Here is a 19,321-nt window from a genome sequence, read left to right as displayed (position 1 = left end):
CGCAAGAAAAGGGCGGGATTCGTATGAATCCCACCCCAACTATTGACAAAGAGCCGTTTTTTTGTAGTTTTCAATGCTGAAAGGAAGCAAAAATGATATTTTTGCTTCCTTTCACTGGTAATCCGGTCATCCGATACACGCATCATAAATACTTTCTTCCCACCAGCCAAAGGCTATTCTGCCAGAGGCAGAAGAAGTTGGAGATTCTGGTGTAGAGAGGAATATCAATAAAGAACCTCCCGGCGGGAATATAAGTTTGCCATTTTCACTCTCTACCAGAGTTGTTTCCGGTTGAGCTCTGCGTACAAATGCTTTTACGCCTCCCGTTGGGTCGCCCTCCACATTGGAGGCATACTGTAACTTTATTATTGGTTCCGGCAAAGGAATAATAGCAGTATTGGTAGGCGTTACCAAATATGAATCCATTGGGGTACCAGGTGGAGTTGCATTGAACCAAAATTGAGCGCGGTAAGGAGCTTCTGAAATATCTGTAACAGTCCATACATTTACGTATAAGTTTACCTGTGAGCGGCTGGGATTATATAACCTGGCCCAGGCGCTGGTGTTGTTGCCAAAAGACAGGTTATCTGCGTAGCCGATAAAATATTTTCCTTGCAGCGATTTGTAGAGTTCTATGGGTATATCTGCTTTTTTGGGTAATATGCACGTATCGTAACGGCATGAATATTGATCCATATTACCACATCACCTTTCTGAAATGTTATCGTTTAACGGTCTGGCTGGAGTTGCTTACTCTACCAGGAACAGGTGAACATATCAATCCGATTTAACGATATTCCTGTGTATGACCAACCAAATCTTCTGTCCCAGCGGAAGCCTGAGACGCTGTCACGCCAGATCTGAATTGGAAAGAACCAGAACTCCTGTCCGTTGCTCATCCATATATAGGTAAAACGTCCGATACAGTTTTGCATGGAACCTGGGCTGACCATTTTGGTAGCTGATCCAGAACGGGCTTGTGCGGGCTTTGGCGGCGCGGACGATGGTGGAGGACCCATAGGCATTGGACCGCCTGGAGGGTTGCCGTGAGGTGGGAATGGGGGCATATTCTACACCCTTTCGTTTTATGTTATTATTATTATATGAGATTTATGGATTCCAGTTAACAAAATCTGAAAAGGGAAAAAAGGGGCGGAAGTCTACAGGAGATTGAGACTTCCGCCCGGAAATGCGGGTGCAGAAAGAAGCACCTAAGTACCACCTTGACAGGTATGTACAGTTATATATATGATCAAATATGAAAAAATATGCTTTCTGAAAAAGACAATAAAAAAATCACACATAAAGTGTGATTGAAAACTCCCCGAGTAGGACTTGAACCTACGACCCAACGGTTAACAGCCGTTTGCTCTACCAACTGAGCTATCGAGGAATATACGACCTATTATACTCTGAAAGTAAAATATGTCAAGATAAAACTCTCTTTTATTATTGAAAATGCGGGAGATGGGACTTGAACCCACACGATCATACAACCACAAGATCCTTAGTCTTGCCTGTCTGCCAATTCCAGCACTCCCGCACAACGAAAGTAATTTTACCATCTTTACGAATAATTGTCAATATTATTTAAAAAATATATACAAAAAAAATATTTTAAAAATAATTGAAATTCGTGTTGACAGAACCAGGCTTGTATACTATAATAGCTATTGTCGCTGAAAGAGATAGCGACGAATTGCAGAAGTGGCGGAATTGGCAGACGCGCACGGTTCAGGTCCGTGTGGTAGCAATACCTTGAGGGTTCAAGTCCCTTCTTCTGCACGAATCTTATGGAGTGTCATGGCTATAAGGTTTTATATAATATGACATGCGGGAGTGCTGGAATTGGCAGACAGGCAAGACTAAGGATCTTGTGGTTGTATGATCGTGTGGGTTCAAGTCCCATCTCCCGCATTGAAGAGCAGTTTTTCATTGATGAAGAACTGCTTTTTTATTACAATTTATTATTGCAATAAAATGATATTTGTTTCAGGAAAACGAATAAATAAATAAAAAAGTGCTTGCTTATTTTGGAAAAGTATAGTATTATAATTGTACGAATTGATTCATCAATTTGTGCAATTGCGAAAGCAGAAGTGGCGGAATTGGCAGACGCGCACGGTTCAGGTCCGTGTGGTAGCAATACCTTGAGGGTTCAAGTCCCTTCTTCTGCATGATGAAAATGTCCTGCATGAAAACTGCAGGGCATTTTTTATATTATTGGAAGCAGCCTGGTAAAAGTGGGATCCGGAAGATGAAATAAAAGAAAGCTTTCAATTTTAACAGTAAAAAAGAGAGGGACACCTCTCTTTTTTATTTACTCAATATTTGCCATGGACATCCCAGGTTCATAAACCGTATACTGGTTTCTGCCATGTTTTTTCGCCTGATACAGTGCGATATCTGCTTTCTTATACAATTCCTCAAACGTGACCCCGTCCTCCGGGTAGGCGGCAGTTCCTAAGCTTCCTGATATATGTACTTCCGGTTCCAGAGCGCTTCCAATTAAACTGCACAGGTTTTCCAGTCGGGAATATAGATCCATGCTGTAAGAAACATCTTTCAAAAGAATGATAAATTCATCGCCGCCTAAACGGCCAAAGACGTCATCTCTCCGGAGTGCAGATTTTAGCCTTGATGCGGCCCGATGAAGCGCCTTATCTCCAAACTGGTGACCATAATTGTCGTTTAACTGTTTAAACTGATCAATATCCAGCATGATCAGGATATGATGTCCCTTCCCACTGTTTAAGATATGACGGATTGCCCGGATTGCAGCGGATCTGTTTAACAGTCCCGTCAGACAGTCCTGCTGGGACAGCTCATGTAAAGTCAGAGCTTCCCGCTTTGAGGCATCAATATCTTTAATTAGAATAAAAGCCTTAATGGTGTCCGTATAAGGGTCAGTGACAATCTGTACCATACCAAGAGTCCAGCAGACGCTGCCATCAGCCCTTAAACGGCGATGTTCCAGCCGGAGAGAGCGGTTTCCCTGATAATACTGAAAAAGCAGGTGCTCCTTATTAAAGAAACTTAAATAAAGCTCTCTGTCTTCCTCGAAAATCTCATGCTCTGCAATATAATTCATGATATCGGCAAAAGAATTTTTTGCTTCATCCGGAACATTGCTGGTCATTTCTCCAATTATCTCTTCAAACAGATCTGATTTGGTATTGTACTCATAATAACCGATACAGTCTTTTTTCTGTTCCCGCATATACTCAGCCCAACGTTGATATGCCAGCTCTTTTTCATATTGATCTGTAATATCCTGATAGGAAATGATTCCACGCAGTGGCTTTTTTTCTTCCGTATATACCAGCGAAAAATGCTTGGAAAACCAGTGATATTCCCCGGATCCGGTTTTTAGCCTGACTGCGCATTCACCTTCCGGAGTACCCCGCTCCATTTCTTCATAGAAGTCCAGAAAATCTTTAATGCTCTCCTTATGTACAACGCCATTTTCTATTAAATATTCCGGGGAAAGGGGCGTGTTAAATTGAGCTGGAAAACATCTGGTAAATTCTGAGGAAGGAGAAAGGGTCCTGTTTGGTATATCGTAGATACATACAATACAGCCGGAATGACGGCTTGCAAGGCGGTATTGCTCCTCCTGAGCTCTCAGGCTTTCCATACTCCTTTTCAGGCAGGTGATATCCGATACAGAACAATAGAATAACTCTTCTTCTCGTATAAAATTAAAATCCATGGAGAACCAGCAGTGGTTATCCATCGCTTTGGATCTGAATTCCAGCCTGAAGGTACTGGATTCCGTTTCCATATGACTGTGAATTCTTTCTTCCATTTCACTAAACTCAGAATCACAGATCATATCCTCAAGGCAGGAAGGTGACTGAAACCAGTTCTTAATCATTTCATTTGAATAAGAAACTGGAAAGTTTTCTTCTGCCTTAAGCTTTAGTATGCCGCATGGTATGCGGTCTAAAAAAACATCTCCGTCCATTGTTCACTTTCTCCCATAAGTGCGTTAGAAAATAGAAATATCTATTATTATAAGCATATGAGGCAAGCATACAAAAAATTACTTATTTAACAAAAATAATAAAATAAATACAAAACATGTAATTCGTATAGGGAAAAAGGGTAAGGTAGAAACAGAAAAAATAGTAGTTGAGAAAATATATCATGAACAGAAAAAAGGCTGTTTCAAACCGACTCTGTGTTGTCAGTTTCAAACAGTCTTTTTTCTGTCCCCCCGCTATTACGCCCGGTACAGGTAGAGAGGTCTGCCATCCTTTATGATCCTGTCTGGCTCACCCTGAATTAAAGGCAGGGCATAGATAAGAAAATCTTCTGTAACATTGGTACCATGATCGCAGATCCAATGGGAAGGGAATAGCTTTTCTTTGTTGCATACTTTATTTACATCAACCGTAACGCATTGGATCTGATAGGGGGAATCAGAAATACGTCTGAAGGCGATCATAATACCTGTTGCTCCGTTTAAGGAAGCTTTGATTCCTTCTCTGCCGGCCGCAACCGCCTCTTCAATATCGGTTGCCGATGCAAGCATGCCGCTGCAGCGCTGATTTACGTTAAGCTCGATGGAACGAACCTTTACGCCGAAGCGATTGCGGACAAAATTCTCTAACATTTTACCGCTTCCGGTCAGCATCTTGTGGCCAAATGTATCGGTACGGACTTCGTCAGCGTACTCACAAATAAATTTTCCATTTGCATCAGAAATACCTTCAGAGATGCAGACAATAACGGAACTTTTTTTAGACAGAGCTTTTTCTACATCGTCTGCAAATTGTTCAAATTCAAAGGCAGCTTCCGGAAGATAAATCAGGACAGGATTATCTCCTTCAAATTTTCTTGCAAGTGAACTGGCAGCGGTGAGCCAGCCTGCATGACGTCCCATGAGTTCAACAATTGTCACCGACTTTTGCTGATAAACACAGGAATCCAAAACAATTTCCCGTACCGTGTCAGCCACATATTTTGCAGCACTTCCAAATCCGGGAGTGTGATCGGTATGAATCAGATCATTATCTATGGTTTTTGGAATACCGATAAATTTAATGCTGCTTTTGTGATGAGAAGCGTAACGGGATAGCTTGCTTACGGTATCCATGGAATCATTACCGCCAATATAAAAGAAATAACCAATCTCCATAGCACGAAATTTTTCAAACAGTGCAGGGTAGAATGGTGATGACAAATCATCGGGCAGTTTATAACGGCAGGAGCCAAGGTATGCCGCTGGTGTCAGTTTCAGCAGCTCCAGTTCCTCCTGTGTTAAATCATTGGTCAGATCCATATAATTCCCGGACATGAAGCCTTCTATGCCATTGATCATGCCGTAAACCCGGCCGATCTCTTCGTGAGCCATTCCTTCTATTATAACGCCGTAAAGGCTTGCATTAATCACAGCGGTTGGTCCGCCGGATTGTCCTACGATTACATTTTTCTTCATGTATAATTTCCTCCAAATCTGCATATGCCAGGTGCACGTTTCCTATTCTATAATAGAAACTACATCTTTGCAACCCAATTTAAAGGATATAAGGGAATTGGAAAGGAATGGAAATGGAAGAAAGAGGATAAAAAGGGAGGAGCCGGTGAAATGTGGGTTTCACCGGCGAGTTATGAAAAAAAGTTTTATAAAACAAGTTTGGAGTAGTTCTTGTTTCTATAACTTAGTATATAGGAGAGATGTGAAGTAAGTTTGTAGAAGATGTAAATAATTTTTGTACGGCGTGTGAAAAAACTGTGAATGAATAATGGTGGTATTTTATAAGTGATTATAGCTGATATATGCATATTAGCTGATTATAGATGAATAAATATTAATCAAAAACAACCTATAATTAGCATTGGTAGTAACGTACTATACAACAAACTATAGGCCGTTTGAGTTGCAGCGTAAAGAAAGGTTAAATGAAACGGCAGCCCCTTTTTCTTTATGCTGTTCATCATACAGGTGATATCCAGGTTTACAGTCATACCCACATTGGGATGGGCAATATTGTGGAAAAGGTCAAACTGCCCCCGCCGAAGATAGTGTTCCATATCAAGATAATGATAACTCATATAATCACCAGCCTTTCTTAAGCCAATTATATAAAAAAGTTTTAAGTAGCAACTGATTTTTTTATTTCATATAATTTTAGTATTACTGTTAAAATTCCGTGCGCCAGAGGGCAAAGAGGACTATTAAATATGAAATATAAGGTAGCAATTTATTGTGACAAGCTTTATGCAGGCGATATTTTATGGGGATTTACTGCAGCAGGTCATGAAGCGCAAATAATAACACCGGCTTCTATAGAAAATTTTGATAAATTAATGGAATTAATAAATCCTGATTTATTAATTCTTTCCTCTTATATGGGTTATTTTCAACATTCTATGCTTAATCATATCGGTTCCAGAAATTCACCAAATTATAAGTGTGTTTGCTGGGATACCGAGGGAGTTGGCCAATTCGATTTACAGATGGCAGGTTTTGAATTATCAAAGCCCGATATGGTGTTTTCGATTTGTCCTGAAATGCTTGAAAAGCTTAAAAGTAAAAGTATTCCCTGTGAGAGACTTGATTTTGCTTATAATCCCACCATTCATTATCCAAAATCAATATCTGAAAATGAAAATAATACGATTAGCTTAGTAGGAAATGCATGGTTATGGTATTCAAATCATTATCCTGCGCACTTCCGCTATAGTAAAGCAATACCTATTATATTAAAACCTTTAATTGAAAATAATTATAAAATAGATTTTTATGGTACAACAGAATATAAGCAGGTTATAAAAAATTTTCTAAATCTCGATGTACCAATTGAATGGTTTAAAGGTACAATTCCATATGAGAAGACCTGTGATATATATAATAATTCCTTTATAAATTTAATCACTCAAAATAATGATCAAACTATAACAAGACGTACCTTTGAAATTTTAGGCTCCGGAGGTTTCGGGCTTTCTTGTTATAATACTGCTATAAAAAATATGTTTGGAAATAGCGGTGCAATGGCTATTGCTAATAATTCTGATGAGACCCTTGAGTTATTGGAATATTATAGAAAAAACATAGATGAATATATAAAGGTTCGTAAAAATGCTGTTATGAGCGTACAAAATCACACTTATAAAGAAAGAGCTGAAGAAATAATCAATAAGATATTTATAACAGCGAAATAGATGAAACGAATCGAAAATCCCCATGAAAACCGGGCCGATCAGGGCAGTCACGTCATTAATTTTTTCAGTTGCGCCAATCACAATACCGGGCCTCGCAAGTGCACCGCCGTGCATTAAACGGCTGGTCACTGCCAGACGGGCTTTCATGTTATTTGTTACTAAAAAAGATTCCATAGACCTATTAGCCGTTAGTCATCAAATTTGCTATTTATAACATTCCCACATTTCCCATTCATAATATGTTATTGTGATATTAGTGAAAAGTATATTAACGTGCGCTTGGTTTCGGCTGGGCGCATTTTTCATGGGTGAATTTATGGAAAATAAAACTGATAAAGAATGATGCCATTAATAAAGCTGTGAGGAACGCTCATAAGCCGGCAAGGGATATTGAACTTGGTACATGGCAGAGTTTCCGTATGTACTGCTTATAAGGCAAACTTAAAGGCTGGGAAAAACAATCCTGTTCCTTTCTGGATTTACTGTACCTACACCAATGAATACGTTTATCGTGTATGTAAAAACCCGGTGGAATATATTACTATCTTATTAAAAATTTCTGATATCATCGGTACTTCGGCTAGCAGTTTTTTCGGAATACTTTTAATCAATTCACTGCTTTGTAAAGAAATTTCAAAAACAAAAAAGCAAATTATGATATAATGGAATATAAAGATGAGCAATAGGGGGCTGTGCTATGAAAAGGTATTTTTTAACAATATTTTTGGCTTCTGCAATTATCTTATTGGCGGGCTGTTCAAAAGATGTCCAGATAATGCAAAATTTTGAAGCTGATAAAGGTGTAAGCATTTATGAAGGTGATAAGAGAGTAATATTTAATTTGAGAATTTTGCCTTATGATATGGAATACAAAGAACATATTCTTCAGTTTTCATCATGTGAACTGTATCAGGAAAAATCTGATGAAGGTAATTCATATATACCCTACGTAATTGCAAAAATTAAGATTGACGGAATTGATAAAGAAACATTACTTTCGTATAATAGAGATTTATATGCCTATGGCAATATAAATAATGAAAAAAACAAATTAGGCAATAAGGAATTGTCAAAAATATGCGAGGTTGATAATGATGGATATCGATATTATGTATTCTCACAGTGGTTACTTTCTTCTCATGATTATAAATACGATTTTTCAGAATCTAATTATAATGTAGGATTTTTAATCCTTCAAGGTGAAGGTTATAGAGCTTTGCAATTTATATATAATGGTTTTTTAGATTCAAATGTAAAAAATTTGAAAGATCTGGATGAAGAAGTCTGGCAGGCAATCAAACAAAAACAACTTAAATCAAACTGAGTATTGATAGTTGAAAGAAGCAGACATATACTTATATATAGTAGAAAGTAATGGGAAAGGAAAGATATAATGAAAAAAGTAGTATTGGGTTCGATGATGTTTTTGGCAGGACTATTATCATGTGCAATTCTGATAGCGGGATCCGCATTGAAAGACATAACGATTAATGGGAGTTATTCATTTCTTTGGAATTTATCCAGACTTGGTCTTGTCCCAGTAACAGTTTTATTTAGCGCTATTGCATTAGCAGGTTTACTGATTGCCTTTTGGGGGTTATTTGATAAAAACAATTAAGCAGCAGTAAGGTACATTGAAAGCTTAATATTGTGAGTTAGTAGAATAATATGGTATAATAATTACAACTTTGAATTAGTAAAAGAGATAATTTAAATTAAATAGGTTATAACACTTGTCGGTGTTTAATAAATATTGAAGAAAGGAGCTTGGTAAGTATGACAAACAAAACTAATTGGAGGGGAAGTTATATTTAGCCCTCTATCATATGGAGGTACTAAAATGTTTTTTAAAGAATTTGAAACTGATAGGCTGTTTCTGAAAAATATCTCAATGCATGACAGAGAGTTTATACTAGAACAGTTCTCAAACAACGAAGTAAATCGATATTTGTTCGACGCTGAGCCAATTGCAGATATCTTAGGTGCTGACGAAATTATTAATTTTTATATACAATCAGAGCCAAGAGCACAGCATCGGTGGATTCTAGTAAGAAAGAGCGATGGGACTAAAATCGGCACATGTGGTTTTCATTGTTGGAATAAATCAAAGGGCTTTTGTGATATTGGGTATGACCTTTACCCAGATTATTGGGGAAAGGGTTATATGATTGAAGCGCTGAAATCAATATGCGCATTTGCTCGAAATGATATGAAAGTAAGAGACATAAATGCTTGTATTTTTATTGAGAATGATAAGTCAATTATGCTTGCAGAAAAGCTAGGATTTACTTTTAACGGGCAAATAAAAGATGAAATTTTTCGTAATAAAAAATACCCGCATAAAATTCTGACCCTCGATTGCACGATATAGTATGAGTAATTGGAATGAACACATATTTTGATATATTAAATTATCTAAACTACTAACTTTGATATTACGTTAGTAGTTTTTTTGTGCAGTAATTTACTCGATAAAACTGAAATTTGAAGAAATCTTGTTCTTTGATAATTGAATATTGATAGTTAGTAGCTTTTCCAGTAATATAATATAAAGTAAGAAAATTATTGGTAATAAGTGAGGTGAATATGTCATGAGTGATATCGTGCACAAGTGGTATGAGGATAAGAAAAATGTAGATGAAATGGTCTATTGGAACAAAGGTGAACTTAAAAAATGGGAACGAGCAGTCGCTGACTTTTTCCCGAGAGAAGCAAAAATTCTTGATATTGGGTGTGGAATGGGGAGAGAGGCATTTGCTCTTTTCGATTTGGGATTTTCTATTATAGGCATTGACATTTCAGAAGAAGTTATTAAACAAGTTACAAAATTATCCTTAAAAAACTGTTATGATATTGATTTCTTGGTATATGATGGGTATACATTACCATTTGATGATGCTTCGTTTGAAGTAATCATTATATGGGCGCAAACATTTGGATTATTGTATGGGGATACGTATAAGAGAAACTTCCTAAATGAATGTAAGCGCGTTCTTAAAAAAGATGGCTTACTAAGTTTTTCCGGTCATGATTATGATTATTTAATGGAACACCATAAGCAATATCTAAGCGGTAAAAAGTTTTATCCATATGCCAATACTGAAATTTATTGGGAAGCATTTTTACCCCAAGAGCTTTTAAGTCACGCTAAAAATGCTGGATTTTTTGTGGTACTCTGCGAACCCGGAAAAATACATAAGACAGAAGATGGAATCGTACTACACTGCTTGTGTAGAAAATAAAACAAAATGCAAAATTGGAGGGAAAAACAATAAATAATTTTATACATATTTATTTGGAAACTCAAAACCTTTTAGTACGTCAATATACGATAAACGATATAGATCGGTTATATGAGATTATGTCAAATCCCCTAGTTCACCAATATACAAAAGATAAAAATCGTCCTTGGGATAGACTTAAGACAGAGCAATACATTCGGTTTTTTATGGATAAAAATTTTGTCACATTAGATTGTTTTCATGGTGCTATAATTGATAAAGCAAGTAACAAGATAATTGGATTAGCCGGTCTAAATCCATTTAAGGAAAACGAACCTGAGATTGAATGGAAACTCGGTGTAATGTCTTGGAATAAAGGATATGCAACTGAAATCGGAAAAGAAATAATATCTGAAGCATTCAAGACTACAAACATCATCGGTATTTATGGAATGGCTGATCCGGAAAATGTAGCTTCGAGGAGAGTGCTTCAAAAAATAGGCATGAAATATCTGGGTATAAATGAATTTAGGGACAAAAAGGATGCATTTTATTATATTGGGAGATTATAATAACGAACTGCTAACTATCAATATTTAGTTAGTAGTTTTTTATTGTCAGAAATCAACAAAACTGAAATTTAAAAAAGTAAAAGAACGGTTATTACAAGGCAAAGAGGTGCTTGTGCCAAATGGATGGTATTGTATATGAGGGAGCTACCTGTCTTTGAAAAACACCTCTATAGGAAAGAATAAGCTAACGATGTATTCATTTTTGCCCTGCTGCAATATCCAAATACGATTTATAACATTGCTCATAAACAGCGGACAAATCATATTTCTTTAAGGTGTTAAAATTCTTTATTCCCTCTTTGTACATCTCAAAAAAATTGCGTCTGTCATGTAAAGCCATCTGACCGCTTTCAAGAGGTAGAGAAGACATCTTCATAACACCATGATATACATGATTATAAGCTTCCAGTGCTCTCATTTCCACGTAGGTGGCATTGGAAGGGTCTATGTTGTTAACTGATACGCTCTGTTCAAATTCATTCCCCTTTTCGTCAACCCCTTTTGCAAAAATAACCGGGTCATCAGACGTTGATTCCTCTGCATATTTTAGGAAAAAGGATAAACCAGTTCCATTTCCGCCAGAATAAAGCATGTCTGGAGTTTTTAAATAAATTTTTATAGACTTGCCTGAGGTAGATGATAAATTCGAACTATTATCCCAATCATTTTTAAACATAGATGATTTCTTATCGATGTTTAAATTTACTGGACTGTCGGTGTGCTGTTTGCCGTAATTATATGGTGTTATGAACATATTTTCCTCCTAAAGTAAGATATAAATCTATAATAACAAAACAATACGTTTAATTCAAGATAAGCTTACCTGCGTTTCAAGACTCTGATAGGCTTTCTTTGATACTCCGAAGATAATATCAGTAAATAAAAAATAACCGCTTCGTACGAAGCGGTTAAAACTCTGTTATATTTAATCTTGTGTTTTAGAAAGCTGAGTATTTCCGTTATGGTTGCCGCAATAAACTCCTTTTTTTATTGGAGCAAATACAAAACCAATAATGATACCTAATAATAATGCTGTTGATACGATGAGCTTTTTGTCAAGAATATTCCATTCCTCATTAAAAAAATCTTTCATAGCAAGCTCCTTTCTATTCATTAATGACTTATTATACCATAAAACTTTTAAATTAATAAGTAGTTTTTCTATTGTATTTAATATTATTAGTTTGTATAATCCAATGTATTGACCATATGAGATATTGGTTTTAATATTTATTCTAAAATCTCAAAGAACGAAATTTATTAGGAAAAAAGGAAAGTAATTATGAAAAATAAAAAAGTTGCGGTTGTTACAGGCGGGAGCTCGGGAATGGGACTGGCTATATCAAAAAAGCTTCAAAATATGGGAATGCATGTTATAGTTTTTGACAAACATATTCCGCCGGAGGATTTTGAATTTTATCACGTTGATATTAGTAATGATGAGGAGATTAAAGCGGGGCTGTCCCATATCCCGCATTTAGATATTGTTGTAAATAATGCAGGTATCTACTTTGAAAAGTATCTGGAAGACACTACAAATGAAGAATTAGATAGAATGGTGGATATTAACATTAAAGGGACTTATCTTATGACGCGTAATGCAATAGAAAAAATCAAGGCTTCAAAAGGTTCCATCGTAATTATTGCCTCCTGTCTGGGACTTGTGCCGGAATTAACCTCACCACTCTACTGTACAACGAAAGCAGGACTTATTATGCTGACAAAATGTCTTGCACAGCAATATGCCGAGCTTGGAATCCGAGTTAATTGCGTCTTGCCCGGACCGATTAATACCCCTCTTTTACAGAATAGTTTTCCTGATCAGGAAACTGCCGACCGTTGTTCTGAACGCATTCCGTTAAGACGGATAGGAGAGCCGGAAGATGTAGCAAATATGGTGGCTTTTCTTGTAAGCGATGAGGCGGGTTATATAACCGGAGGGGCTTTCCCGGTTGATGGGGGAGTATCCTCTACAAGTATGTATTCAAAATAAATTAAGAAAGCAGAAAGGAGAACTTTATGAATTATATGGGAGATTCCACCTGGTGGAGAGACCGGTTTAAAAGCAGAAAGCTGGAAATTATGGGTCAGGAAAGATGCCTGGAAGAAGATATGTCTTATTTTCCTTTAAAAGGGAAAGTTCTTGATGTTGCCTGCGGAGATGGAAGAAATTCCATCTATCTGGCTCGTTTGGGTTATGAGGTATTAGCCATTGATTTTTGTGAAGAAGCGATAAACAGATTGACGTACTTTGCTAGTAGGGAAAATTTAAACATCAGGACCAGGATAGTTGATCTGTCACAGGACAGCTTAAATACATTAGAGGAAAAGTTTGATGCGATTATAATCAATCATTATAAACCAACTCCGCGGCTGTTAAAAGATTTTGAAGATATACAGAATAAAAATGGATTGCTATGGGTAAATGGTTTTCGTACAATACCATTTGATAACCCGGATGTAAAAGAAAGTGATATTATGCTGGACGAGGAGTTTGAATTATTAGATAAGAACATACTTTTAGACAGAAAATTTTATGAAATTAACCAAAGAGAATTTGTCAGATATATATGGCGTGTCCAGTCGTAAAACTGGGGTGGACATTTCCCATATAGTCATAAAAAACTACTAACTAAAAAAGTTAGTAGTTTGATTTGTTAAAGCATTATCTTGTAATATAAATAATCATCTGCAAAAGCTGATTCTTTATTCTTCCAAGGGCTTCCTGAAGTTGCTTTTTGCCCAGACCGTTTCCTGTATATTTTGATCGAATTCCATTATGACCAATTTCAAATTATGGTTCCAAAGATTGTCCTGTTATTTCGCACCCAACCGTTTCAATGCAGGACTTAACTCCTTGTGATTTAATCATTTTTCTGGACATTTAAGGCGCTTAAGCCTTTCTCATCCTGTCTGATATCAAAGTTAACAGACTCGCCCTCGTGAAGGTCTTTATTATGAGTCTTTTCTTTTACTTGAGAATGATGTACGAAAACATCCTGACCATCATTGGTTGAGATAAAGCCATAGCCTCTTTCATTATCAAACCATTTAACAACACCGGTGTAGTTAGACATGGTTAAATCCTCCCATTCTTATCTTTTTGAATTATCTTCTTTTAAACCAAATACAGCTCTGGCGCTTTCTGCCTGGGGATTGTGATTAATATGTTTGGAATGAAAGGTGCCATCTTCTTTTTTGTGATTACTTGTGCTTTTCTTAGAATTATCTCTGCTCATTGTTTTTCTCCTTTTCTTGATGTCTTTTTTAGTATGCTACAGATGCCAGAATAAAATCATAGGATAAGCCACCATATAATGGTAGCGATTCCTGCTCCGATCATGCAGCAGATTGTGTCGTTCATAGTATCCACAAGACCGGCTGGTTGAATTGCATTTTCTGGCATATGATTTACTGAGGCATGAATTTTCTGCCAACGCTGGGCATTCCCATGTGTCAGACAATCACTTACATATTCAAGGACTTCCCATATTACATGGAGTGTTACGGAAAATGTAAATCCAAATAGAAGAGAAATTATCTTCTTTGAATCTGGATTTATGTTAATTATAGCTGTTCCAAACCCGGTAAATCCAACACCGGAAAGAAAATGAATGGTACGGTCCCACCACCAGTACCGATCGTAATAACCCAGGCTACTGCCAAGATATAATGCCATAAATAAAACAATCAGGTAGATCATGGTACTATAGGGATCTATGACTATCCCCAGAAACCGGTTTGCCATGCCAGGCAGATAAGATAATACGAACACCAATATAATAGAACCAATCATTTTGTATTTTTTCTTAATTAAATAGTACAATACCAAAGCAATTGATAAACAGCGGAAAACAGGCTGAAATAAATTTATAATATGCATATCGTCACCTCGAAATGAAGTATGTACGATTGTAAGAGGAGTATGCAGGTTAGTTAAAAAAAAGATAGAGTCCTCTTTTACAACAGACTGGTATTAAATACAATTTCCGGAACATAAAATGATATGATCCCAGTGCATTGTAAAGGTGAGGCTGAGCTGTTATGAATTATGAAAAAATGAGCGCTTGTGAAAAGCGGGAGGCCATAGAACTCCTGGGAATTATAGTGGCAGCAGTGATGTTATTGTATTTACTCATCTCTTTTTACTTTACCAGTCATTTCTTTTTTTCTACGACCATAAACGGAGCAGATGTATCATTAAAGAACGAAAGACAGGCGGATCAAAGTATAAGAAGATACACGGAGAATTATAAGCTCCTTCTCATTGAACGAGAAGGTAAATCGGATGAGATTACCGGGCAGGAAGCAGGACTGGAATACAAGAATAAAACATATGTAAAAGAAGCACTTAATGAGCAGAAAGCACTTCAATGGATTGGTTCATTTTTTAAAAAACAGGAATTTCTTTCGGAAAGTTTATTTTTCTATAATGAGAACAAGCTAAATTTAACGTTGAATCAGTTAAATTGCTTGAAACAGGCAAAAATAGAACCTGAAAATGTGTCTTATCAATATACAGACGGACATTATCAAATGGTAAAGGAAATTTACGGTAATCGAGTTGAAAAAGACAAACTGAAAGCTGCTGTAACAGACAGCCTTTTTAAAGGAGAAACAAAACTTGATCTGGATGCAAACTCCTGTTACATAAATCCTGTATATACCATGAGATCCCCTAAAGCCTTTAAAACCCTCAGACATTTAAATAAATGCGCTTCCACACATGTCACTTATCTTTTTGGCAGTAAAAGAGAAGTAGTTGATGGGAATGTGATACAGTACTGGATTGCCGTGGATGAAAATCTGGATATTATACTGGATAAAGATAAAGTCAAGGCCTATGTGAAAGCTATAGGGAAAAAATATGATACGGTAGGCGTGAAAAGAAGTTTTAAAACCTCTCTCGGGACAATGGTGGAGATAGAGGGGGGGATCTATGGCTGGAAAATTGATCAGGATGCGGAAACATCGGCACTGGCGGAAAATATCAACTCAGGACGGATTCTTATAAGAGAACCTGTTTATATTCAAAAAGCAGTATCCAGAGCCGGTAATGAAATCGGAGAAACATATGTGGAGATAAATATAACCAGACAGCATATGTGGTTCTACAAGGATGGCAGACTCATTGCCCAGGGTCCGGTAGTTACGGGAAACCCAAACAGAGGTAATGCCACAGTAACAGGAGCTTACATGCTTAATTATAAACAGGAAGGTGCAGTGTTGTCCGGACCTGGCTACGAAGCCGGCGTCCAGTACTGGATGCCCTTTTATGGAAATATCGGAATTCACGACGCGAAATGGAGGCGTGCTTTTGGGGGAGAGATTTATAAAAAGAATGGAACTCATGGCTGCGTAAATGCCCCCTATTATCTTGCTAAAACAATATATAAATACATAGAATCCGGTATTCCTATTATTTGTTATCAGGAGAAGTAATGAGTATATCATATATTTGTATATTTAAAATCACGAAATTCATATCCTCAGAACAGAGATGTTCTTTATTCTATGTAGACTTCCAACCCGGTCTATGATAAAATGCAACTGGCGGATTAACGCTTTTACTTCATTTAAGATAAAGGGGATAGAGATGGCGAAATTATATTTCAGATATGGGGCGATGGGCAGTTCAAAGACAGCAAACGCACTGATGACCAGATATAATTTTATAGAAAAGGGAAAACAGGTGCTGCTGGTAAAGCCTGATATTGAAACCAGAGATGGGATAAACAAGATCCGATCAAGGATTGGCCTGGAGGCCGAATGTATTGTATGGACTGAGCTGGAGAAATATGATTCGGAGCAGCTGAAAAGATCTGATGTTATTATCATAGATGAAGCACAGTTTCTTGCAGAAGCAGATATTGATAAGCTGGCTTATATCGTAGATCAGTATGAGATACCGGTTTTTTGCTATGGTCTTCGAACGGATTTCTCTTCACATCTTTTTCCTGGCTCCAAACGGCTCATGGAACTGGCTGATGAGATCACGGAATTAAAGACCGTCTGCTGGTGCGGCAATCGCGCAGGAATGACAGCAAGGATCGATGGAAGCGGAAAAGTTGTGAGAAACGGAGAACAGATCCTGATGGGAGCAAATGATAAATATGTATCTCTGTGCAGGAAACACTATAATGAAGGAATAATCAAGCCGGACTGAGAAAGAGTTGGTTAATTGGTTGTTAACTTAATAAATCATAAAAACTCCTGATATCAGGATTATAAGTATCTGCTTTCAGTAAGATCATGGTTTCTTCCAATGAAGAAATTAAGGGAATAAAAATAACCCAGAGAGGTATGTACCCCAGAATAACAGCCGCGGGGCATGCAAAAAAGAAGATAATTCCGGATAATTTATTTCCTGTGGTGTGGAGGATACCTGGCATACCGAATTTTTTCCTTGTGAGATACAAATTAAAAAAACGGATCAGTGCGATCAGAATTGCTCCTAAAATAATAGGTGCCGGTATCGTAAGTCTGTAAGAAAGCAACATTCTGAAAAATGCAGCAAAAAAGAATATAAAATCAGCCAGGCTGTCCAGTCTGGCTCCTGTTTTGGTTTGCCATTTAAATGTCCTTGCAAGAAAGCCGTCAAGGACATCACTTATTCCGCAAACAAAATAGATCACCAGAAAAAGAATCCAGTTATCCGTTATAAAAAATAAAAGGACGGACAGGATCAGGCGGACCAGTGTAATATAGTTTGGAATATTTTTCATAATAAATCTCCATAGCAGGGAAAGTAACTTTCACCTTAACTATGGCACAGAACGCTTTTCTTGTCAATCATATGGATAAACGAAACCTGATGGTATGACAGGAGTCGTTTATCCAAATTTACTATTTCAGGATTTTAAAATAACTATTCCCAACGGAAAAATCGAAGGGAGAGGGCGGCACATATAATTGCAATCCCTACCAAGAATAAAACAGGTAAGGCTGACTCTTTTACAGGAGATCCCAGTACTGCAGCTTTTAACAGTTTAATTCCCTGAGTAAGAGGCATGAGATCCGAACATTTTTGAAGTGCAGATGGCATGATTTCGTATGGAAGTGTCGCGCCGGAAAAAATAATCATAGGAAAATAGAGAATGCTGGCGGCTGCGCTGGCTGTTTTTATATCTGGTGCAATTCCCCCTACTAAAAGCCCTATGCTAAACATGGATACCATCACCAGTAAATATGCTGCTAAGAATATCAAAATGGATCCTCTTAATTGAAAGTCGAAAAATATTACTCCTGCAGTGTAGAGCAGAATGAGAGAAGCAAAGGAATATAAAGCATAGATGGACAGTTGTACGGCGAGTATTAGTACAGGACTTGCAGGTGTTACTTTAAAGCGTTTTAAAATATGCTTTTTTCGGTAATCAGACACCACCAGAGGCAGACCCATGACACCTCCCGCACAGATTGCAATCGTTGATACTGCCCCAAAAGACTGCTCCACAAAAGTATAACCTGCACCTTCAAAAGCAGGTTTGTCCTTGTAAATAATTCCTAAAAGAATAAAAATTGTTACTGGCATACAGATTGCAAAGATAAACATATCCAATCCTCGAAGCGATAATTTACACTCTGTTTTAAATAGTGTTCTAAATGCTTTCATTTTCTCTTTCCTCCTCTGCAAAATAGAAGTAAGCATCCTCCAGTTGGTTGTAAGGACTGTTTCGTATAGCTTCATTTACGGTTCCCTCAAAAACGGTTCTTCCATTCTTTAAGATCATAATTTTGTCACACAGAGTTTCTACTTCGTCCATAAAGTGGGAAGTTAAAAGTACAGTTAACCCGTCTTCTTTCAGTTTCAGGATACTGTTCCATACATCGTGTCGAGCCCGTACGTCCAGCCCCGTTGTCAGTTCGTCTAAAAAGATTACTTCCGGATCCGCGATAAGAGCCAGTACGATAAACAGACGCTGCTTTTGTCCGCCGGATAAGTCGCTTACCATCACCTTAAGTTTATCAGAGAGTCCAAACTGATGCAGCAAAAGTTTCGGATCTCTGGGCACCTTGTATAAAGAGGCAGTGACTTCGCAGAGCTCCCATACCCGTATTTTGTCCTGATAACTGGTTTCCTGAAACTGGACCCCTACCCGTTTAAATAATTTTTTTCGATTTGTGCAGGGATTCATACCAAGAATTTCAACTGTTCCATAGTCTGGTTTTCTGGTTCCAAGGATACATTCCAGTGCTGTACTTTTTCCTGCTCCATTTGCCCCCAGCAAACCAAATATTTCACCTCTGTATACTGTTAGGTTAAATTGGTCAAGGGCCTTTAAACTGCCATATGACTTTGTCAGCTTTTCTGCTGTAATTGTAACTTCCATCCTGTTTTCCTCCTTTTGATGATAAAAA

The 19,321-nt window shown here is 37.3% G+C and carries 23 protein-coding genes and 5 tRNA genes; 13 read left to right on the top strand and 15 right to left on the bottom strand.

Going from position 1 to position 19,321, the window contains the following annotated elements:
- Positions 1 to 126: 126 nt before the first annotated feature.
- From ABS301_RS18160 to ABS301_RS18145, 4 genes are all read right to left on the bottom strand, one after another.
- Positions 127 to 696 (bottom strand): DUF6143 family protein, encoded by a 570-nt coding sequence (locus ABS301_RS18160; RefSeq protein WP_349673538.1) that lies wholly within the window; start codon positions 694 to 696, stop codon positions 127 to 129.
- A gap of 59 nt (positions 697 to 755) precedes the next feature.
- Positions 756 to 1,019, bottom strand: a complete 264-nt coding sequence (locus ABS301_RS18155) for a hypothetical protein (RefSeq protein ID WP_242980347.1) — start codon at positions 1,017 to 1,019, stop codon at positions 756 to 758.
- A 301-nt stretch (positions 1,020 to 1,320) separates the two neighbouring features.
- Positions 1,321 to 1,393: transfer RNA gene (locus ABS301_RS18150), tRNA-Asn, on the bottom strand.
- Positions 1,394 to 1,459: 66 nt separating this feature from the next.
- Positions 1,460 to 1,543 (bottom strand) — tRNA-Leu (locus ABS301_RS18145).
- 158 nt (positions 1,544 to 1,701) lie between these two features.
- Between ABS301_RS18145 and ABS301_RS18140 the strand changes: the two genes are divergently transcribed.
- The 3 genes from ABS301_RS18140 (at position 1,702) to ABS301_RS18130 (ending at position 2,177) form a co-directional block, all read left to right on the top strand.
- Positions 1,702 to 1,785: transfer RNA gene (locus tag ABS301_RS18140), tRNA-Leu, on the top strand.
- A 48-nt stretch (positions 1,786 to 1,833) separates the two neighbouring features.
- Positions 1,834 to 1,917: transfer RNA gene (locus ABS301_RS18135), tRNA-Leu, on the top strand.
- Positions 1,918 to 2,093: 176 nt separating this feature from the next.
- Positions 2,094 to 2,177: transfer RNA gene (locus ABS301_RS18130), tRNA-Leu, on the top strand.
- Between the two features lie 143 nt (positions 2,178 to 2,320).
- Here the strand turns inward: ABS301_RS18130 and ABS301_RS18125 are convergent.
- The 3 genes from ABS301_RS18125 to ABS301_RS18115 all read right to left on the bottom strand — a co-directional run bounded on the left by ABS301_RS18125 (position 2,321) and on the right by ABS301_RS18115 (position 6,060).
- A complete protein-coding gene (locus ABS301_RS18125; RefSeq protein ID WP_349673537.1) occupies positions 2,321 to 3,967 on the bottom strand; it encodes a sensor domain-containing diguanylate cyclase in 1,647 nt (548 codons plus the stop codon).
- A gap of 258 nt (positions 3,968 to 4,225) precedes the next feature.
- On the bottom strand, positions 4,226 to 5,443 hold the full coding sequence (locus ABS301_RS18120) for a 6-phosphofructokinase (RefSeq protein WP_349673536.1): 1,218 nt from the start codon (positions 5,441 to 5,443) through the stop codon (positions 4,226 to 4,228).
- 377 nt (positions 5,444 to 5,820) lie between these two features.
- The gene (locus ABS301_RS18115; RefSeq protein WP_349673535.1) at positions 5,821 to 6,060 is read right to left on the bottom strand and encodes a CatA-like O-acetyltransferase; all 240 of its coding nucleotides are present in this window, start codon (positions 6,058 to 6,060) and stop codon (positions 5,821 to 5,823) included.
- Between the two features lie 129 nt (positions 6,061 to 6,189).
- On the opposite strand from ABS301_RS18115, the gene ABS301_RS18110 reads away from it, so the two are divergent.
- The 6 genes from ABS301_RS18110 (at position 6,190) to ABS301_RS18085 (ending at position 10,963) form a co-directional block, all read left to right on the top strand.
- Positions 6,190 to 7,170, top strand: a complete 981-nt coding sequence (locus ABS301_RS18110) for a glycosyltransferase family protein (RefSeq protein WP_349673534.1) — start codon at positions 6,190 to 6,192, stop codon at positions 7,168 to 7,170.
- A gap of 697 nt (positions 7,171 to 7,867) precedes the next feature.
- Positions 7,868 to 8,494, top strand: a complete 627-nt coding sequence (locus tag ABS301_RS18105; protein ID WP_349673533.1) for a hypothetical protein — start codon at positions 7,868 to 7,870, stop codon at positions 8,492 to 8,494.
- Between the two features lie 69 nt (positions 8,495 to 8,563).
- Positions 8,564 to 8,788, top strand: a complete 225-nt coding sequence (locus ABS301_RS18100) for a hypothetical protein (RefSeq protein ID WP_349673532.1) — start codon at positions 8,564 to 8,566, stop codon at positions 8,786 to 8,788.
- Between the two features lie 222 nt (positions 8,789 to 9,010).
- Positions 9,011 to 9,541 carry a GNAT family N-acetyltransferase gene (locus tag ABS301_RS18095; protein WP_349673531.1) on the top strand — a complete coding sequence of 177 codons (531 nt, stop codon included), beginning with the start codon at positions 9,011 to 9,013 and terminating at the stop codon, positions 9,539 to 9,541.
- A gap of 220 nt (positions 9,542 to 9,761) precedes the next feature.
- Positions 9,762 to 10,412 (top strand): class I SAM-dependent methyltransferase, encoded by a 651-nt coding sequence (locus ABS301_RS18090; protein WP_349673530.1) that lies wholly within the window; start codon positions 9,762 to 9,764, stop codon positions 10,410 to 10,412.
- Between the two features lie 14 nt (positions 10,413 to 10,426).
- Positions 10,427 to 10,963 carry a GNAT family N-acetyltransferase gene (locus ABS301_RS18085; protein ID WP_349673529.1) on the top strand — a complete coding sequence of 179 codons (537 nt, stop codon included), beginning with the start codon at positions 10,427 to 10,429 and terminating at the stop codon, positions 10,961 to 10,963.
- Positions 10,964 to 11,159: 196 nt separating this feature from the next.
- Here the strand turns inward: ABS301_RS18085 and ABS301_RS18080 are convergent, their stop codons facing one another.
- Both ABS301_RS18080 and ABS301_RS18075 read right to left on the bottom strand, forming a co-directional pair.
- Complete coding sequence (locus ABS301_RS18080) at positions 11,160 to 11,717, bottom strand: hypothetical protein (RefSeq protein WP_349673528.1); 558 nt, start codon at positions 11,715 to 11,717, stop codon at positions 11,160 to 11,162.
- Between the two features lie 171 nt (positions 11,718 to 11,888).
- Positions 11,889 to 12,056, bottom strand: a complete 168-nt coding sequence (locus tag ABS301_RS18075; RefSeq protein ID WP_349673527.1) for a hypothetical protein — start codon at positions 12,054 to 12,056, stop codon at positions 11,889 to 11,891.
- Between the two features lie 189 nt (positions 12,057 to 12,245).
- Between ABS301_RS18075 and ABS301_RS18070 the strand changes: the two genes are divergently transcribed.
- Positions 12,246 to 12,956, top strand: coding sequence for an SDR family NAD(P)-dependent oxidoreductase (locus tag ABS301_RS18070; protein ID WP_349673526.1), 711 nt, complete (start codon positions 12,246 to 12,248; stop codon positions 12,954 to 12,956).
- Between the two features lie 26 nt (positions 12,957 to 12,982).
- A complete protein-coding gene (locus ABS301_RS18065) occupies positions 12,983 to 13,552 on the top strand; it encodes a class I SAM-dependent methyltransferase (RefSeq protein ID WP_349673525.1) in 570 nt (189 codons plus the stop codon).
- A gap of 275 nt (positions 13,553 to 13,827) precedes the next feature.
- Here ABS301_RS18065 and ABS301_RS18060 read toward each other — a convergent pair whose 3' ends face one another.
- From ABS301_RS18060 to ABS301_RS18050, 3 genes are read right to left on the bottom strand one after another with little or no spacing between them, the layout of a single operon-like run.
- Positions 13,828 to 14,040: a cold-shock protein gene (locus ABS301_RS18060; RefSeq protein ID WP_104437650.1), complete on the bottom strand. Its 213-nt coding sequence runs from the start codon at positions 14,038 to 14,040 to the stop codon at positions 13,828 to 13,830.
- A gap of 18 nt (positions 14,041 to 14,058) precedes the next feature.
- The gene (locus tag ABS301_RS18055; RefSeq protein WP_170313619.1) at positions 14,059 to 14,202 is read right to left on the bottom strand and encodes a CPC_1213 family protein; all 144 of its coding nucleotides are present in this window, start codon (positions 14,200 to 14,202) and stop codon (positions 14,059 to 14,061) included.
- 56 nt (positions 14,203 to 14,258) lie between these two features.
- A complete protein-coding gene (locus ABS301_RS18050) occupies positions 14,259 to 14,846 on the bottom strand; it encodes a DUF2238 domain-containing protein (protein ID WP_349673524.1) in 588 nt (195 codons plus the stop codon).
- Between the two features lie 161 nt (positions 14,847 to 15,007).
- Here ABS301_RS18050 and ABS301_RS18045 point away from each other — a divergent pair, with 161 nt between their 5' ends.
- Positions 15,008 to 16,405: a L,D-transpeptidase family protein gene (locus ABS301_RS18045; RefSeq protein WP_349673523.1), complete on the top strand. Its 1,398-nt coding sequence runs from the start codon at positions 15,008 to 15,010 to the stop codon at positions 16,403 to 16,405.
- Between the two features lie 154 nt (positions 16,406 to 16,559).
- Positions 16,560 to 17,129, top strand: coding sequence for a thymidine kinase (locus ABS301_RS18040; protein WP_349673522.1), 570 nt, complete (start codon positions 16,560 to 16,562; stop codon positions 17,127 to 17,129).
- Between the two features lie 22 nt (positions 17,130 to 17,151).
- Here ABS301_RS18040 and ABS301_RS18035 read toward each other — a convergent pair whose 3' ends face one another.
- The 3 genes from ABS301_RS18035 to ABS301_RS18025 form a co-directional block, all read right to left on the bottom strand.
- Positions 17,152 to 17,688 carry a CDP-alcohol phosphatidyltransferase family protein gene (locus ABS301_RS18035; protein ID WP_349673521.1) on the bottom strand — a complete coding sequence of 179 codons (537 nt, stop codon included), beginning with the start codon at positions 17,686 to 17,688 and terminating at the stop codon, positions 17,152 to 17,154.
- A gap of 143 nt (positions 17,689 to 17,831) precedes the next feature.
- On the bottom strand, positions 17,832 to 18,575 hold the full coding sequence (locus tag ABS301_RS18030) for an ABC transporter permease (protein ID WP_349673520.1): 744 nt from the start codon (positions 18,573 to 18,575) through the stop codon (positions 17,832 to 17,834).
- Positions 18,562 to 19,293 carry an ABC transporter ATP-binding protein gene (locus ABS301_RS18025; protein WP_349673519.1) on the bottom strand — a complete coding sequence of 244 codons (732 nt, stop codon included), beginning with the start codon at positions 19,291 to 19,293 and terminating at the stop codon, positions 18,562 to 18,564. The genes ABS301_RS18030 and ABS301_RS18025 overlap by 14 nt, the downstream gene beginning before the upstream one ends.
- Between the last annotated feature and the right edge of the window lie 28 nt (positions 19,294 to 19,321).

The sequence above is a fragment of the Lacrimispora sp. genome, assembly GCF_031982545.1.
Classification (GTDB): Bacteria; Bacillota; Clostridia; order Lachnospirales; family Lachnospiraceae; genus Lacrimispora.
Note: the sequence above shows the minus strand (reverse complement) of the source record. Positions and strands in the feature narration are given on the sequence as shown.

Bases quoted from the DNA above. Each gene is read 5' to 3' on its own strand.
- ABS301_RS18080 (WP_349673528.1), bottom strand. From the start codon at position 11,717: ATGTTCATAACACCATATAATTACGGCAAACAGCACACCGACAGTCCA.
- ABS301_RS18070 (WP_349673526.1), top strand. From the start codon at position 12,246: ATGAAAAATAAAAAAGTTGCGGTTGTTACAGGCGGGAGCTCGGGAATG.
- ABS301_RS18155 (WP_242980347.1), bottom strand. From the start codon at position 1,019: ATGGGTCCTCCACCATCGTCCGCGCCGCCAAAGCCCGCACAAGCCCGT.
- ABS301_RS18055 (WP_170313619.1), bottom strand. From the start codon at position 14,202: ATGAGCAGAGATAATTCTAAGAAAAGCACAAGTAATCACAAAAAAGAA.
- ABS301_RS18110 (WP_349673534.1), top strand. From the start codon at position 6,190: ATGAAATATAAGGTAGCAATTTATTGTGACAAGCTTTATGCAGGCGAT.
- ABS301_RS18090 (WP_349673530.1), top strand. From the start codon at position 9,762: ATGAGTGATATCGTGCACAAGTGGTATGAGGATAAGAAAAATGTAGAT.
- ABS301_RS18065 (WP_349673525.1), top strand. From the start codon at position 12,983: ATGAATTATATGGGAGATTCCACCTGGTGGAGAGACCGGTTTAAAAGC.
- ABS301_RS18045 (WP_349673523.1), top strand. From the start codon at position 15,008: ATGAATTATGAAAAAATGAGCGCTTGTGAAAAGCGGGAGGCCATAGAA.
- ABS301_RS18035 (WP_349673521.1), bottom strand. From the start codon at position 17,688: ATGAAAAATATTCCAAACTATATTACACTGGTCCGCCTGATCCTGTCC.
- ABS301_RS18125 (WP_349673537.1), bottom strand. From the start codon at position 3,967: ATGGACGGAGATGTTTTTTTAGACCGCATACCATGCGGCATACTAAAG.
- ABS301_RS18095 (WP_349673531.1), top strand. From the start codon at position 9,011: ATGTTTTTTAAAGAATTTGAAACTGATAGGCTGTTTCTGAAAAATATC.
- ABS301_RS18025 (WP_349673519.1), bottom strand. From the start codon at position 19,293: ATGGAAGTTACAATTACAGCAGAAAAGCTGACAAAGTCATATGGCAGT.
- ABS301_RS18120 (WP_349673536.1), bottom strand. From the start codon at position 5,443: ATGAAGAAAAATGTAATCGTAGGACAATCCGGCGGACCAACCGCTGTG.
- ABS301_RS18030 (WP_349673520.1), bottom strand. From the start codon at position 18,575: ATGAAAGCATTTAGAACACTATTTAAAACAGAGTGTAAATTATCGCTT.
- ABS301_RS18040 (WP_349673522.1), top strand. From the start codon at position 16,560: ATGGCGAAATTATATTTCAGATATGGGGCGATGGGCAGTTCAAAGACA.
- ABS301_RS18075 (WP_349673527.1), bottom strand. From the start codon at position 12,056: ATGAAAGATTTTTTTAATGAGGAATGGAATATTCTTGACAAAAAGCTC.
- ABS301_RS18050 (WP_349673524.1), bottom strand. From the start codon at position 14,846: ATGCATATTATAAATTTATTTCAGCCTGTTTTCCGCTGTTTATCAATT.
- ABS301_RS18105 (WP_349673533.1), top strand. From the start codon at position 7,868: ATGAAAAGGTATTTTTTAACAATATTTTTGGCTTCTGCAATTATCTTA.
- ABS301_RS18100 (WP_349673532.1), top strand. From the start codon at position 8,564: ATGAAAAAAGTAGTATTGGGTTCGATGATGTTTTTGGCAGGACTATTA.
- ABS301_RS18060 (WP_104437650.1), bottom strand. From the start codon at position 14,040: ATGTCTAACTACACCGGTGTTGTTAAATGGTTTGATAATGAAAGAGGC.
- ABS301_RS18115 (WP_349673535.1), bottom strand. From the start codon at position 6,060: ATGAGTTATCATTATCTTGATATGGAACACTATCTTCGGCGGGGGCAG.
- ABS301_RS18160 (WP_349673538.1), bottom strand. From the start codon at position 696: ATGGATCAATATTCATGCCGTTACGATACGTGCATATTACCCAAAAAA.